General features: G+C 31.6%; 14 protein-coding genes. 13 read left to right on the top strand and 1 reads right to left on the bottom strand.

Annotation, left to right across the window (positions count from 1 at the left end):
* From RT714_RS12405 to RT714_RS12355, 11 genes are all read left to right on the top strand, one after another.
* On the top strand, window positions 1–1297 hold a 1297-nt coding region (locus RT714_RS12405; protein ID WP_313758009.1), incomplete at its 5' end, for a 4-hydroxyphenylacetate 3-hydroxylase N-terminal domain-containing protein.
* Window positions 1298–1328: 31 nt separating this feature from the next.
* Window positions 1329–1622 carry a NifU family protein gene (locus RT714_RS12400; protein ID WP_313758008.1) on the top strand — a complete coding sequence of 98 codons (294 nt, stop codon included), beginning with the start codon at window positions 1329–1331 and terminating at the stop codon, window positions 1620–1622.
* The gene (locus RT714_RS12395; protein ID WP_313758006.1) at window positions 1623–1886 is read left to right on the top strand and encodes a hypothetical protein; all 264 of its coding nucleotides are present in this window, start codon (window positions 1623–1625) and stop codon (window positions 1884–1886) included.
* 333 nt (window positions 1887–2219) lie between these two features.
* The gene (locus tag RT714_RS12390) at window positions 2220–6674 is read left to right on the top strand and encodes a hypothetical protein (RefSeq protein ID WP_313758005.1); all 4455 of its coding nucleotides are present in this window, start codon (window positions 2220–2222) and stop codon (window positions 6672–6674) included.
* Window positions 6604–7776 carry an RHS repeat-associated core domain-containing protein gene (locus RT714_RS12385; RefSeq protein ID WP_313758004.1) on the top strand — a complete coding sequence of 391 codons (1173 nt, stop codon included), beginning with the start codon at window positions 6604–6606 and terminating at the stop codon, window positions 7774–7776. Before RT714_RS12390 ends, RT714_RS12385 begins: the two co-directional genes overlap by 71 nt.
* A gap of 17 nt (window positions 7777–7793) precedes the next feature.
* Window positions 7794–8189: a DUF4279 domain-containing protein gene (locus tag RT714_RS12380; protein WP_313758003.1), complete on the top strand. Its 396-nt coding sequence runs from the start codon at window positions 7794–7796 to the stop codon at window positions 8187–8189.
* A 631-nt stretch (window positions 8190–8820) separates the two neighbouring features.
* The gene (locus tag RT714_RS12375) at window positions 8821–8958 is read left to right on the top strand and encodes a hypothetical protein (protein WP_313758002.1); all 138 of its coding nucleotides are present in this window, start codon (window positions 8821–8823) and stop codon (window positions 8956–8958) included.
* 13 nt (window positions 8959–8971) lie between these two features.
* Window positions 8972–9475 (top strand): hypothetical protein, encoded by a 504-nt coding sequence (locus RT714_RS12370; protein ID WP_313758001.1) that lies wholly within the window; start codon window positions 8972–8974, stop codon window positions 9473–9475.
* A 157-nt stretch (window positions 9476–9632) separates the two neighbouring features.
* A complete protein-coding gene (locus tag RT714_RS12365) occupies window positions 9633–9857 on the top strand; it encodes a hypothetical protein (RefSeq protein ID WP_313758000.1) in 225 nt (74 codons plus the stop codon).
* Window positions 9858–10721: 864 nt separating this feature from the next.
* Complete coding sequence (locus RT714_RS12360) at window positions 10722–11594, top strand: LysR family transcriptional regulator (protein ID WP_313757999.1); 873 nt, start codon at window positions 10722–10724, stop codon at window positions 11592–11594.
* Between the two features lie 120 nt (window positions 11595–11714).
* Window positions 11715–13895, top strand: coding sequence for an FAD-dependent oxidoreductase (locus tag RT714_RS12355; protein WP_313757997.1), 2181 nt, complete (start codon window positions 11715–11717; stop codon window positions 13893–13895).
* A gap of 62 nt (window positions 13896–13957) precedes the next feature.
* Here RT714_RS12355 and RT714_RS12350 read toward each other — a convergent pair whose 3' ends face one another.
* On the bottom strand, window positions 13958–14653 hold the full coding sequence (locus tag RT714_RS12350; RefSeq protein ID WP_313757996.1) for a cyclase family protein: 696 nt from the start codon (window positions 14651–14653) through the stop codon (window positions 13958–13960).
* 212 nt (window positions 14654–14865) lie between these two features.
* Here RT714_RS12350 and RT714_RS12345 point away from each other — a divergent pair, with 212 nt between their 5' ends.
* Together RT714_RS12345 and RT714_RS12340 are read left to right on the top strand one after the other, a co-directional pair.
* On the top strand, window positions 14866–16464 hold the full coding sequence (locus tag RT714_RS12345) for a dihydroorotase (protein WP_313757995.1): 1599 nt from the start codon (window positions 14866–14868) through the stop codon (window positions 16462–16464).
* 35 nt (window positions 16465–16499) lie between these two features.
* Window positions 16500–17111: an isochorismatase family cysteine hydrolase gene (locus RT714_RS12340; RefSeq protein WP_313233647.1), complete on the top strand. Its 612-nt coding sequence runs from the start codon at window positions 16500–16502 to the stop codon at window positions 17109–17111.
* Window positions 17112–17259: the final 148 nt, after the last annotated feature.

Raw genomic sequence — 17259 nt, 5'->3', positions numbered from 1 at the left:
GGATTTAATGACTACAAAATCACATTTAACAGGAGAAGTAATTAATAGATTCTGTCATATCCATCAAAGCACTGAGGATTTAATTAAAAAAATAAAGATGCAAAGATTATTGGGACAAAAAACTGCTTCCTGTTTTCAAAGATGTGTAGGTATGGATGCTTTTAATGCAATCTATTCAACTACTTATGAAATGGATAATGAATATGGAACGAACTATCATGAGAGATTTGTAAATTACTTAAAATTCATTCAAGAAAATGATTATACAGTAGATGGAGCAATGACAGATCCAAAGGGAGATAGAGGACTTTCTCCATCTCAACAAGAAGATCCTGACTTATACCTTCGTATTACTGAAGTGAGAGAAGACGGGATAGTAGTAAGAGGAGCAAAGGCTCATCAAACAGGGGCTGTAAATTCCCATGAACATTTAATAATGCCTACTATTGCATTAAAAGATGAAGACAAAGATTATGCAGTATCCTTTGCAGTTCCATCTGATGCAGAAGGGGTAATAATGATTTATGGTCGCCAATCCTGTGATACAAGAAAGTTAGAAGAAGGTGCAGATGTTGACCTTGGAAATGCTAATTTTGGCGGACATGAAGCATTGGTTATATTCAATGATGTATTTGTTCCAAATGACAGGGTATTTATGTGTAAAGAGGCAAAATATGCTGGTATGCTAGTAGAAAGATTTGCTGGGTATCATAGACAATCCTATGCATGTAAAACAGGTGTAGGTGATGTATTAATAGGTGCAGCAGCTTTGGCGGCAGATTATAATGGTGCAAATAAAGCTAGTCATATAAAAGATAAACTAATAGAGATGATGCATTTAAATGAAACTCTATGGGCATGTGCTGTTGCCTGTTCAGCAGAGGGAAGTAAAACAGCTTCAGGAAATTATTTAATCGATTTATTATTAGCAAATGTATGTAAGCAAAACGTAACTCGTTTTCCATATGAAATAGCACGTTTGGCAGAGGATATAGCAGGCGGATTGATGGTTACAATGCCATCAGAAAAGGATTTCAAAGATTCAGAAATAGGAAAATATGTTGAAAAATATTTAGCTGGAAAAACTGGAACTTCAACAGAAAATCGTATGAGGGTATTAAGGTTAATTGAAAATATTACATTAGGTACTGCAGCAGTTGGATATAGAACTGAATCTATGCATGGAGCTGGCTCGCCACAAGCTCAGAGAATAATGATTGCTCGCCAAGGAAATCTTGAAGCTAAGAAGGAAATGGCAAGAAGAATTGCACAAGTAGATATAAGTAAGGATAAATAAAAAGGAAATAATCTAAGTGGAGGGTTTGGTTTTGAAGGATATCCTATTAAAAGAGGTAGAAGATGTGGTAGAAGAATTTATCAGACCGCAGCTTAAACTGCACGGGGGAGATATAAAGGTCAATTCTGTTATTGGGAAAATAGTGAGGATAACGTTAACCGGCAATTGCCATGGTTGTCCCTCTGCTCAGATTACTACTGAGGAGATTGTAGAAAGTATATTAAAAGAAAAATTAGGTGACTCAATAGATAAGGTAATTCTAGTTAATCAAGTCGATGAGGAATTACTAGCCTTTGCTAGAAAGATCTTAAATGGTGGTGAATAGGTGACAGTAGGTATAAAATACTGTGGTGGATGTAATTCAAGATTTGACCGTATTAGTATTGTAAACAAAATAAAATCTGATTATAAAGAATTTGAATTTAGTTATGCTACAGAGAATGAGGAATATGATTTTATTATAGTGGTCAATGGGTGTCATATAGCATGTGCAGGTCTACAGGATTTAAAGCCTAAAAAAGGTTTTTTAATCATTAGAGATGATGATTATAAAAATATAAGAGCAAGGATAGAACAGATGGGAGAATAAGAAAGTTTTTGAATATCAGAAATCAAGAAAAAGACTAGTTGATATTATAGAGATATAATCTTAACTAGTCTTTTTTAATTTGAATAATGGTTTCGAAAAAAGGTAAATAATATTAAAATAAAAGTCGTAATATGTAGGAAAACAAGTGAAATCAATAGGTTGACAAAGATTTTGTCTGATAGTTTTTTATATTAAAAGATATAAGTATACCTTGATGCTGATATTTTTATGATCCTTTACAAGGGAGAAGGATCAGTCAACTATGATAAAATAAGAAGTTTGATTTTAGTTTTATCAATAGACATGATTATATTATAGAAAGGAATGAGTAATTTGAATAAGAGAACGATGTCATTGGTTTTAGCATTATTGATGCTATTTAACTTAGTAACACAGCCAGCAATATCAATAAAAGAAACCCCTCAGGATGAGGAAACAGACTTAGCACGTGAACTTTTTCAGAAATATGAATATCTGAATCAACTATCAGAAAAAGAACTTGAGATTTTTATGAATGAATTCAATACAGATGAGGAAACCCTTAATGAATTAAAATTAAAAAACTATAAGGTAGAAGACGCCATAGGAGCTATAAAAATAAAAACCAAACACAGTATTAATTTAGAAAGGATAGAGGTGCTAAAGAATACTTATTCGGATCTTCAAGAGTTAATGACAATACTAAATAAAATAGATGGATTTATCAGACGTAGTAATATTTCAGAAGAAGAAAAAGATAAATTTATTCAAGAACTGGCAGAAGGAAACACTATAGATAAAATAATACATAAGCATATAGAAGAAAATAAAAAAGAACCTGTTGTAATAGGAGATAATATAACCAAGAATATAACAGCAGGAGATTCTGATGATAATAAATATACAAAAGAATATGACGCTCCATTTACAATAAATAAAAATAACGAATCAATAAATCCAGATGATGGGAGTTTAATATATAGATACCCCATAATAAATCTTCCTGGAGTAAACGGATTAGATATAAAACTAGAAGCAATATACAACTCCAGAGAAGCAAAATTATGGGGAATAGTAAGCTCGACTACATTCAATGAAAAGAATAATCAAATGGGAATAGGATGGTCATGGAATCTACCAGTAATAGAAATAGATGATTCATATATTGAATATGGTGATCCAGATAAATATTTACATTTAGGCGATGGATCAGTATATGAAATAAGTGGAAAAATAACAGAAGGAAACTCTAATTTAATAAATCATCCGTCAAAAGATATACAATTAAATGAAGACCGAGGAAATTTCAGTAATGAAGATAGATCTTCAAGATATGTATTGACTGAAAAGGACGGTAAACAAACATATTTTGCAAGAGATGGAAGATTATTAGGAATAAGAGATCGATATGGGAATACAATAACCTTTGATCATATAATAATAGAAGATCATCCCGTAATAGATACAATAACAGATACTATGGGAAGAACAATAAAAATAAGATATAGGGATACAGGAATAATAGTAAGGGGACCGGAAGGAGAAAGGATAGAATTAAAATTTGATGAAATTAGTTATGGAGGAAGAACATACCGCAAAAAAACAATAAAAAACATAATAGATCCTTTGGGAAGAGAGATAAAAATCTACTATCTAACGAAAAAAATATGGTACTCAGAAACAGATAAAATAGATCTTGACTCATATGATATAGAGGTAAATATATTGGATATAACATATCCTACAAGAGGAAGAACAGAATACGAATATGAAAGAACAACAGAAAATCTTGGGCGAAAAGGAGCAATAGAGAGGTATAGAATAAAGTCAAGATTGGATAATGATAGAAATGAAAGCCGAATATATAATAAAGAGATTTATACTTATTCTAAAAATCATAGCAGCGGATATCCAAGGTATGATAACCCGAGGTTTTTGCCAAATGACTTCACCTATTATACCACAGTAGAAAATGAAGAAGGGACAAAAGTTAGGTACACATTTGACAATGAGCATCTGAAAATAGAAGAAATGGTTATGGACAGCACAGATAAAATATTAAAAGAAACAATATACAAATATGATTCAAGGATAAACAAGCTGCCAACAACGATAAGAATAAAAGAATATAGTGCTAGTTCTAATGAATATAGTAAAGTAAGGATAAGATATGAATACGATGAATATTCAAATATAATAAGTGAATTAGATGAAAGAGGCAATGAAATCATAAATGAATACTATTATGATGATTATAATCTTCCTAAGAGAACAGAAAAATATGAGAATGAAGAACTTAAGGAAAAAATCAACTATTATTTGAGCAGACCAAGAAGAAGAGACATAGGAGAATCAGTAAGTCAAAACATATTAGATGGAGAGGATAAGAGCATAATAACAAAATACGATTATGATAGATATGGAAATATAATAGAAAAAATAATAACAGGAATAGGAGGTACAAGAAAAGAAAACTATCAGTACTTTTCAAACGCATATATTTCTCAAATTACTATAACAGATGAAAATGATACAATATCTTCATTAGAAGAGTATACCTATGATTTAAACACAGCATTGAAGGAAAGCAGTACGGACGGAAACGGTAACACAATAAGATATGAATATGATAGACTAAGAAGACCAATAAAAACGATAAATTCGGATAACACACAAAAAACAATAGAATATGATGATATAAACAATCAAATAATAATAACAGACGAGAACAACTATATAACCAAGCTAATTTATAATGCATTAGGAAATCATATAAAAACTGAACAAGAAATAAACGGAAGAACAATTGCCATAGAAGAAAAAGGATATAATAATCTATCCCAGTTGGAATGGATAAAAGATGGAAATGAAAATATAACAAGATATGAATACGATAAACTAGGAAGAATAATAAAAACAATAAATCCCGACAACACACATAAAACAATAGTATATCACGATGACCAAAGAACAGAAGTGTATATTGACGAAGAAAATAGAATAAGCTATAACAAATACGATGAAGTAGGAAACATAATAGAACAAAAAAGGCAAAATGGAAATAGCGAAGAAATCAGCTATACAACTTACAATTATAACAATAATATTTTAAGGTATAAGGACAATAATGGGAATATAACTAGATATAGATATGACCAGCTAGGAAATTTAGTAGAAATAACAAACTCTATAGGAGAAACAACAAAATATGAATATAATTATTTAGGAAATATAATCAAAACTATAACAGCAGAAGGAAGTATAACAACAAAAAAATATGACAGTACAGGGAGAATGACAAAAGAAACAGATCCAATGGGCAAAGTCAGAGAAATAACCTATGATTTAGCAGGTAATATAATAAAGGAAACAGAAACATCAAAGGGAAGAACAATAACCAAGAATTATAGGTATAATACAAGAAACCAACAAATAGAAAAAGTAGATCAAGAGGGAATAACTACCTATACCTATGACAACATGGGAAGTATAATAAAAGTAACTGATAAAAATGGGACAGTAACAAACACCTACAATCCCGAAGGAAGAGTAGAAACAATTCGTCAGTCGGATGGAAAAACTATATCATACAAATATGATAATAATGGAAATGTCACAGAAACTATAGATCATTATGGAGAAGTAACCCAAAATACCTATGATAGCAGAAATAGATTAGAAACAGTAATACAAAAAGGACAAATAACAGAGTATCAATATTATAAAAATGGACAAACAAAAGAAATACAATATCCAAACAGAACAAAAATCCAGCATACTTATGATGAAACAGGAAATTTAATAAGATTAACAAATATAGGAGTCAATGGAAAAATAATAGGACAATATAAATATATCTATGATCCAGAAGGCAACCAGCTAATAAAAGAAGAAAACGGAAAATTAGTATATTATACCTATGACCCATTAAATAGAGTAAATACAATAGAAGAAGAGGGAACATTAACAACCTATAAATATGATAAAAATGGAAATATCCAAGAAAAAGAAATAAAACATTCACCAAGTAGTATTCATGCAATAAAAGAAGAAGAAGGAACAAGAATAATACCAAATATAAAAAATCATAAAATAAACTATATATATGACAAAGGAAATAAGCTAACAAGAAGCAAGGAAGAAATAGAAAGCCAAGAAATAGATATAAAAACAACATCAGCATTAGGAAATCAAGTAACAGAAATATCAATAACCCCAAATAAACAAATACAAAACATAGAAATTAACGCTCCAAGTCAAGACTTAGGAAAAGGCTTAGAAGCAGAATTAGAATTAATAGGAACAAATACAGACGGAAGTAAAATAGAAGATTCAATACTAGAACAGGGAATATGGACAAGCACAAACCCAAACCTAGAACTAAAAAGCAACAAAGGAAGGATAATAAAGGTCATATACAAAGGAGAGAAAGAAGAACAAATAACAAATAACAATAGAAGTAAGTCTAGAAGGGAAAACAGCAACAGCAGAAATAAAAATAGGATATCAAGAGACTACTGCAGAGGAAATAGATATAGAAGAAATAGAGGAATCAGAACCAATACAAGAAGTAAAAGATATAGAAGAAATAGAGAAATTAGAACCAATACAAGAGATAGAGAAGATAGAAGAGACAGAAACAGAAGAAGCAAAAGAAATAAAAGAAATAAAAGAAATAGAAAAAGCAGAACAAGAAGAATATTTAATGGAAGAAATGAATCAAGAAATACAACAGCTAATGAAAGCAGGAGAAAATGCAACCTACTACTTTGGAAAACTAAGCATAATAACAGACTATGGCTACGATAGTCGAGGAAATCTAATACAAAAAAGAACTACAGAATCGAACAACAAATTAGGACAACAAATAGTAAACTATAGATACAACATAAGTAATCAGCTAATAGAAACTATAAACAACAAAGGTCAAAGAACCACATATACCTATAGCCCAACGGGATTAAGGGACACAAAAACAACAGATGGCAATACAATAGGATATTACTATGACAGAGGAAATGTTATAATAGAGACAGAAAATGGAATACTAAAAGCAAGAAACCTAAGAGGTCATCAGTTAATATCAAGGGAAGAAAACAACGACAAAGCCTATTATCTATTCAATGGACATGGAGATGTAGCAACGCTAATAGATAAAGCAGGAGAGATAATAGCAAACTACGAATACGATATCTATGAATTAGAGAAACTAGCAGAAGAAAGTATAATAAGTAACCCCTATAGATACTCGGGAGAATACTATGACGAAGAAACAGGATTATATTATCTAATAGCAAGATACTATGACCCAGAACTAGGAAGATTTATATCAGAGGACACATATAAAGGAGATATATTAGACCCACTGACACTAAACTATTATATATACTGTAATGGTAATCCAATAAAGTATATAGATCCAAGTGGGAATGCTGGAGAATTAACAGGAAAATTATATGAGCTTGGGGAGATTATAACAGCTATAGGTAAAATAGCAGGAACTGGTTATAAACTATCAAAAGAATTTACACCTGTTGGAATATTTGGAGTAATAGTATCAAAACCCACATATGCAGGAGAAACAGAGACAGACTTAAAGAATGATAAAGAGTTTCAGAAGTGGATAAATGGTGGGGGTACAAGTGATCCTAATAAGGGCAATAACAAGAAGAATAAGAGAGACAATAAACAAGATGAAAAACACAGTTTGAAAAAATTCAAAAATAACAAAGAAGCTAATAAGATGGCAAAGAAATTTGGATATGATGGTGCTGAAGATTTAAAGGAAGCTTTTGTAGGAAAAGATGCAATTTCAAAGTTTAATATGCACTATGATACAAAAACAGGAGAAATAATATTAGTGTTGATCCAAGACACGGGGATCAAACTTTCGACTGGTTTATTTAAATAACAGAGGAGTGAATAGGGATGGAAGTATTACCTAAAATTAGAGTGTCATTTTACATGACAGGTGATGAATTTGATATTGAAGATATTACGAGAAAGATGAATATTATACCAACTAAAACTAGACAAAAGGAAGATTTTCCTGTGAAAGAATTTGCACATACTGAATGGGTATTAGATACAGAGAAGGAAAGTTGTAAAGTTGTATCATGGCAATTTGAAAAAATATTAGAAAGACTTCATGATAAACAAGAAATAATAAATCAAATATGTAAAGAAAAAGATATTAAGGTTGGATTTGTTGTTACTATATTTATGGAAAATGGAGACGGACCAGAATTTGTATTAACAAAAGAAATAATATCATTTTTAGCTTCAATTAATGCAGAAATAGGATTTGATTTATATATAGACTGATTAGTAAGAAATTATTGTAACTAAAAGACTATTAAGAAATGGTAGCAATAGAAAATAAGCTGTTGCTACCATTTGCTTAAGATTACAGATACTTAGGAGAATACTATGATGAAGAGACAGGATTATACTATATGATCCATAGATAGGAAGATTTATATCAGAGGACACATATAAAGGAGATATACTAGACCCACTGACACTAAACTATCATATATACTGTAATAGTAATCCAATAAAGTATATAGATTCAAGTGGGAATGCTGGAGAATTAACAGGAAAATTATATGAGCTTGGGGAGATTATAACAGCTATAGGGAAAAGAGCGGGAACTGATTATAAACTATCAAAAGAATTTACACCTGTTGGAATATTTGGAGTAATAATATCAAAACCCACATATGCAGGAGAAACAGAGTCAGATTTAAAAAACGATAAAGAGTTTCAGAAGTGGCTAAGTGGTGGAGGTACAGGTGATCCTAATAAGGGGAATAACAAGAAGGATAAGAAAGGCGAGAATAAAGATTACAAAAACTATAGTGCAAAAGAAATAGAGAGAAAATACAACTTAAAGAAAGGAGAATTTCATAAAATAAAGCAGGATATTATTAAATATATCTCAAGTAAAAACTCAATGTATAGAGACTTAATGAAAAATGTAGGAGGTAATCCAGATATTCACCTTAGTTCTGATGGTTTTATAAGAATAATGTCCAGAAATGGAAAAGTATCTTTCGATACTATTTTGAATATTATAGATTTTCTACCATAGAAAGGAGAAACATATGTCATTCGATATAGAAGTATTAGTAATAGAGCAAAAAGGTCTGGTGCCAATACCATTTGTTTCAAAAATAGAGGTATTAAATGAATTAGAGCACGATATAGTGATGAGATTTACGGATACATGGAAGTTTATGAGCCAATTAAAAGGGATATGGTACTCTTTAGTAAAAGAAGATGATGGTATAAAAAATGCTTTTTTGCTATGTGAATCTGACTTTGAAATAGAACCTGAAAAATTACCAATTCCTTTATGGATTGATAATAAGGATGTAATTTACAATTTAACTCCTTTAATTATTAACAAAGACTATATATCTGATTTTGAAGAAATACTTAAATTTTTATTAGAACAATCGCCAATCAATACAATAATGTTTTTGGCCAAATATCAAGGCGGGGACTATGAAATAGTAGAAGGAATTCTACCGTTTAATGATTTTATTATTAAGTTGAAAGATAGGAAAATATTGTTCAATATATGTTATTTAGTTACTAAAAACTAGATAAATAGATGGGGGTTAGAATTAGATAATAAAGACAATGGCAAAATCATCAGTTCTGTTAATTTATTTTTTCTAAACATAACAAAATAATTTACTTTAATAAAAGAACAATAATGGTTAATATTGTATATATTGTAATGGTAATTCTATAAAGTATATGGATCCAAGTGGGAATAACGGAGAGTTTACGGCATCTTGGTATAGTGAGATGTGGTGGATATCAGGTGTAGATGGTCCAATACTAATAGGGGACGCAGTATATGTGGTCGGAAGAGGAGTGGTCTATCTAGTAGGAAAATATATACCAGCAGTAGTAGATAAGATACCTGGGATATGGGAAGCAACAGTAGATTTTGCAAAAGGGTATAGGGCAAGCAGTTAAGAATGCAGAAAATGTCATAAAAGATAAAATAGGGGATGTGGGTGATCCTAATAAGGGAAATGAGAAAAATCCTATTAATTTACCTTGATTGTTTATAATAGACAAGGTCTATAAAAAGCTATTGATTTTAACTTGACGCAAGAATATTTCAGAGCGAGCATATATATTGCAGTCAACATATTGTCGTTAGTTTAAAGATTTACAATTTGTTCAAGAAAAATAAAATTAAAGGAGTAGCTTTTGAACCTATAAGGATTATCTAATCTCCTTGTATTAGTTCTATAAACAAGAGACTTAAGTTAAATAGGTGATTAATAAATGCTCTTTTCTGATGGTGGTGAAGTAAGATAAAAATCAGAAAGGAGCATTTTAAAATAATGGAGTTAAAAAAATTAAAAATATGATTGCAGAAAAAACTATTAGGAATTTAAAAAGGATTGTTAAATAATATTAATAACAAGAGACACAAAAACAACAGATGGCAATACAATAGGCTACTACTATGACAGAGGGAATGTTATAATAGAGACAGAAAACGGAAGACTAAAGGCAAGAAACCTAAGAGGTGATCATCAGTTAATATCAAGAGAAGAAAATAGCACTAAAGCTTATTACCTATATTTTTCAAACAGAGTTAACATCATATATTAAAGTAAAAATAAGTTATTTGAAACTGTAGTGTGTCGACACTTTAAATATTAACAACAATTACGATGGTGAAGGAAATCTAGTGAGAAAAAGGACAACCTATATTATATTTATTAGTTAATAAAGCCTTTAACTTATATACATATTCCCTAAGTAGAAAGAAATATAAGACTGTGATACAATTAATATATTAAGATGATTGGAGAGGGGATAAAAATGAACCTACAAACATTGAAATATTTTGTAAGTTTATCTAGAACCAAAAGTTTTACTAAAGCAGCAGAAGAATGTTTTGTGTCCCAGCCTGCATTAAGTCGTTCTATATCCGAGCTTGAAAACAAGCTGGGATGCGGCTTAGTAATTAGAAATAGTCGATTTGTTGAGTTGACAGAAGAAGGAAAAATCTTTGCCTTAGAAGCAGAAAAGCTTTTAAGACAATATAATATAATGATTGAAAAGGTTACTAATGGAATGGATAAATTTAAAGAACCTGTAAAGGTTGGATATATTATTTATGGTCATATTACAGTATTTAATAAAAAAATAAGTCAAATACCTAATAGAAATTTAATAGAAATAGAGCCTATATATGATACTTTATTCAATGTATGGGAAAACCTGCAATCAGATGAAATTGATATAGCTATAGTACCAGAGGTTTGTATAAATTATAATAATGTTAATTCCTTTAGATTATCAAAAAGCCAACTATATGTAGTTGTACCAAGCAAACATGAATTATTTAATAAAGATTTTATAAAATTTTCAGATTTAAAGAAACAAAAATTTATCGGATGGGATTCCGAAGAAGTTCCACTATTAATTGATGCCCATTCTAAGATATGTCAAGAAAATGGATTTAAACCAAAATTTGTGGCTTACGGTAAAAAAATGGGGGATGTAATGACATTGTCTATTTTACATAATGCATTAGGTTTTGCAGCTTATGACTCAACAATTGTTGACCAAAAAGAATTCAGATTAAAACCTATATTAGATAGCGAAGAAATTTTTGGACTTGCCTGTATATGGAAAAAAACAAATAGAAATCCATCTCTTGAAAGATTAATTGCAATGCTTGAAAAATAATTCACCTATAAGATTTAGTTATAGATAGCATAGAACAATGCATTATAAGCATTTTTCTATGCTGTTTTGTTATGTTAAAATATTGGCAAGGCAATAAACTATTATAGGGGGGAATATAAATTGAAGAAGAGAATTTTATGTCTGTTATTATCATTGGCAATGATAATAAGTATGGTAGGATGTAGTAAAGGTGCAGAAGCTAAATCTTATACTAAGACTGCCAAAGGCTTTGGAGGAGATGTTACAGTAACTGTTACATTGAAAGATGGAGTAATTACTGATGTAAAAGCAGAAGGACCAAATGAAACAGAGGGAATAGGCAGTAAAGCTATTGAAGAATTACCGACATTAATTGTAAAAGCAAATTCTGCAGATATAGATGGTATATCTGGAGCTACGATGACAAGTAATGCAATAAAAACAGCTGTAAAAGCTGCACTAAAAGAAGATAAAGGAGAAACAGATGGAGCTTTGTCCTTTAAATCAGGTACTTATACTGGAGAAGCCTATGGGAATACATCTACTATAGTTGTAGATGTTACAGTATCTGATACAGAGATTACTAAAGTTGAAATAGTAGAGCATGGAGAAAGTCCAATTTTATTTGATGCTGCAAGAGATACAGTTATATCTGAAATATTAGATGAACAAACATTAGCTGTCGATACAGTTTCTGGTGCAACAGTAAGTTCAAAAGCAATTGTGACTGCTGTAGCTAATGCATTAGAACAATCAGATGTTGATATGGGGCTTTTAAATATTCCAAAAGAAAAAGAAACAGTAACATCTAAAGAAATAACTAAAACTGCAGATGTAGTTGTAGTGGGAGGTGGAGGAGCAGGTCTTGTAGCAGCAAATGCGGCAGCTGAAGAAGGGGCTACTGTAATTGTTTTAGAAAAGGCACCATTTCTTGGTGGAAATTTAACTGTATTTGGTGGAATCTATAATACACCAGATGAAGAGGCTCAGGCTAAGATGGAAATGAGTGATGCGATAAAAGCATCTATAGAAAAAGAAATTAATACTAAACCTGTTAATGAAGAACATGCAGCAGCTATTGCAGCTGTTAAATCTGATTATGAAAAATGGAAAGCTAATGGCTCAGTGGGATTATTTGACTCTGCAGCATGGTTTTCATTACAAACTTGGAATTCAGGAGATAAAGTTGCAAGGAAGTCTTTAGTTGATATAATGTGTAATAATGCTTATGAAGGGTTAGTATGGTTAAAAAATATAGGAGTTGAGTTTAGCGAAAAGATAACTCAAGGAGCAGGTTCATTATATCAAAGAACTCATGGTGCTATTAAACCCAATGGTTCAGGGTTTATAGATGGATATGTTGATGCACTGAAACAATATGGAGATAAAGTTATTATTTTAACTGAAACTCCAGTTGAATCCTTAATTATGGATGGAGACAAAGCTGTTGGAGTTAAAGCAATAGATAAATATGGAAATAATTATACGATAAATGCAAATAATGGTGTTATATTGGCAACAGGTGGATTTGCAGGAAATGTAAAATTACGTCAAGAATACTGCGAGGGGGAAAAATGGAAGGATTTAAGTGAAAAAGTTTTGACTACAAATTTAAAAGCAATTACTGGTGATGGTATTATAATGGCAAGGGACATTGGAGTAAACTTAATAGATATGGATCAAATCCAATTATTGCATTTAGGAAATAGTTTTACAGGTTCAACAAAAGGAGTAATTCCATACAAGGGAAGAAATTCAGACGAAGTAATTTTCGTTAACTCCAGTGGTGAAAGGTTTGTTGCAGAAGACGGTCGTCGTGACGTAATGTGCAATGCAATTTTACAACAAGATGGCGGATTCTATTGGATGATCCACGATTCAAAAAATATAGAGCCATATGGTGATGTAGCAGAAAATTATATAAAAGGCAATTATTTATATCGTGCAGAAACTTTAGAAGAATTAGCTGATATGGTTGGAGTACCTAAGGGAAACTTAGTTGCATCGGTAAACCAATACAATGAAGCAGTTAAGAATGGAGTAGATGAACTAACAGGTAGAAAACTATTAGTAGCTACAATTGATGAAGGGCCTTATTTTGCTGCAAAACGTGTACCTTCTGCTCACCATACAATGGGTGGAGTTGAAATTGATGAGGATGCCCATGTTTATTATGAAAACGGAAATATTGTAAAAGGCTTATATGCTGCCGGTGAAGTTTGCGGAGGAATCCATGGAGGAAACCGTGTAGGTGGTAATGCTGTAGTTGATACAGTAGTATTCGGACGAATCGCTGGAATTAATGCAGCAAATAAAAAATAGTAAATAAAGATAAAATAAGTTCCCATTCTTATTATAAGGATGGGAACTTATTTTTGTAAACTTTATTCTTCTAATAATGCCACAGCTCTAATAGGTGAGCCACTACCATCTCTAATTTTTAGGGGTAAGCCAAAATATAAAAATCTTTTATTTACCACTTTGTCTAAATTACACAAATTCTCCGTATTAGTTATATGATATTCTCCACAAACCAGATGTCCTGAAAAATCAATATCATCTGGAGTCAAGTCTATTGCAGGAGCATCCACTCCAATATTTACTGCTCCTTTTTCTGCTAACCATTTTGCACCTTCATAGCTTAGTCCTGAATAGTCAGTTTGAAACATATCAGTGCCAAAGGTTCTGTCATGGTGTCCGGTATATAGTAATACTATATCTCCTTGTCTAATTTCTTGTCCAGAACGGGATAAAGCTTCTTCTAAATCCTTTGGCTCGAAATAATTTGGATATCTTATATGAGATAAATCAAGACAAATAGCTGAACCCCAGAAATATTCCAAAGGCATATTATCTATGGTAGGTCCATCTGGATTAAACTCCCATACTCCATCGCTATGTGTACCACCATGCTCACTAATAAGTAAATTTCTCGCAGAAAATCCTAAAGTCTTGCTTCCAGTATTCTCCATATTCTCTTCATGGGACATATTTGTCATTATAAATGTTTTCTGATGCATTGGGAAAACACTCATACCTTGATAAATTTCCTGAGATAAATCAATTAGTTTTAAGGTCATCAAATCCCCTCCCTAATATTATTTAATGCTTATTATAACCATTTACCCTAATGAAGGATATATAAAAGATATACAAAAATATTATTAGAACTATACAAAAGATTTGTTATAATTTTAAATCTTCAAGTATATTTTTATAGTAAACTAACAAGGTATATTTTACGACAATATGTTATTATTATTACAAAATCAATGAAAAAGGGGAGATATGTATGTATGATGTTATTGTAAAGAATGCAAGAATTCCTCAGGGCGATGACACTGCGTTAACAAATATTCTAGTTAAAGATGAGAAAATAGCTGGATTCGTAGATAATGTTGAAGGAATAGAAGCAAAGGAAATAATTGATGCGAAGGGACATTTAACATTACCAGGTTGTATAGATTCACACACCCACTTTATGTATCAAGGATTTCCTCATAGAGAAAACTTCCTAACAGGTACAGCAGCAGCTGCTCGTGGTGGAGTAACTACAGTTATTGATATGCCTTGTTGTTCTGTACCATCAGCAAGAAGTAAGGAACAATTAGAATTAAAACTTGATTTAATACAGCCACAGGCATTAGTAGACTTTGCTCTATGGGGTGGAGTAACAGGTGAAGATGTAAGGGAAGGTTGGCTTGACCATGTACAAGAGCAAGCTGACTGGGGAGTAGTAGCATTTAAGGCATATATGACTCCATCGGTTCCTACATTCCCAAGAGTTACAGATCCAGAAATGTTTGAAGCATTTAAATCAGTTGCAAAAACAGGACTTCCAGTAGGAATCCATGCTGAAAATTATTCTATGTGTGATTATTATGTAAAAGAGTTCCAAAAACAAGGTAGAATGGACGGACCAGCTTGGGCGGAAGCTAGAATGGAATTAGCAGAAAAAGTTGCTATTGAATTAGGTATTAGCTTTGCCGAAGAAGCAGGTGCTAGACTTCATATAGTTCATATGAGTACGGGAATAGGTGCGAAATTAGTTGGAGAAGCTAAGAAAAGAGGATTAAATGTAACCTCTGAAACTTGTCCCCATTACTTAACAATAAATGCTCAAGAGGCTATGACAAAACATGGAGCTTGTGCAAAAATAGCTCCGCCACTTAGAACAAAAAAGGATAACGAACTATTATGGGAAGGATTAAATAATGGAAGCGTAGACTTTATAGCTACAGACCATGCACCTTATGAATTAGAAAGTGAAAAAATAAAAGAAGGAACTAATATATGGACAGCATTCCCAGGAATTCCAGGTGTTGAAACTATGGTACCTGTTTTAGTAAGTGAGGGATATAATAAAGGAAGGATTTCCCTATCTACTTTAGTTGATGTATTAAGTAAGAATGCAGCGATACACTATGGATTATATCCAAAGAAGGGTGCTATGAATATTGGCTCAGATGCAGATTTTACTATAATAGACCTTGATAAAGAATGGGTTATAGATCCAAAGAATGAAGCTTCAATGTGCGGATACACTCCACTTGAAGGAATTAAATTAAAAGGAAAAGTTGCAAAAACTATAGTACGTGGACATTTAGTATTTGAAGATTTAGATGAAAGCACATTAGCTAAATTAACAGATGAAGAATTGAAGAAAATAGTTCACAATTTCCCAGAGGGAATAGAAGAAAAATATGCAGAAGAGTTCAAAAAATATCCTCATTTGTACAGTGCTGAATACGAAAGAAGCTATAGAATAAATCATCCAGAAGTAATAGATGAGCATATAAGAGGTATTAAAGGTATAGTATCTAAGCCAGGCTTTGGTAAATTCGTTAAGAGACAAAGCATACAAGTTTTACCTAGAAAAATAAAATATTAAAATAAAAACAATAAAATTAAGGGGGAATTGTAATAATGTCAAGACATGCAATTTTAGTAATAGATATGTTAAATGATTTTGCTAATCCAGAAGGAGCATTATTTTGTGAGGGAACAGCTATTATAACTCCAAAGCTTCAAGAAATATTCAAATGGGTAAGAGAAAGAAATGCTAAAGGTAATGATGATGTACAATTAGTTCATATTCAAGAAGCTCATAGAAAGAATGACGCAGATTTTAAAGTAAGACCAGTTCATGCAGTAGATGGAACTTGGGGCTCAGATTTTGTTCCAGAGCTAAAACCTGAGGGTGATGAATATATAGTAAAGAAAAGAAGACATAGTGGATTTGCATATACTGACTTAGACCTTTATTTAAGAGAAGAAAATATAGATACTGTAGTAGTTACAGGTACTTGGACTAATGTATGTGTAAGATCAACAGCTACAGATGCATTAGCAAGAGCATATAAAGTTATTTCACTTACAGACGCTATCCATGCAAAGAATCAAGAAATGCATGAACAAGGATTAAGGGATTTAAGTATATTCACAAAATTAATGACCTTTGATGAATATAAAGAAGCCTGGGAAAAAGGACTTGACCCATGGGTAGGCGGAGGAGATACAGAAAACAAAGTAAAATAATGAGATAATGGGACATAGGGAGGGGCAATATCTTAAGGATAAGTGGTTCTCCTGTCCATCTGTCCCAGTTACATAGAAAGAGAGGAATTGCAATGAATATAGTGGTAGGAATATCAGGAGGAAGCGGATCAATATATGCAGTATCACT

It is taken from the genome of Tissierella sp. (genome assembly GCF_032104385.1).
Classification (GTDB): domain Bacteria; phylum Bacillota; class Clostridia; order Tissierellales; family Tissierellaceae; genus Tissierella.
Note: the sequence above shows the minus strand (reverse complement) of the source record. Positions and strands in the feature narration are given on the sequence as shown.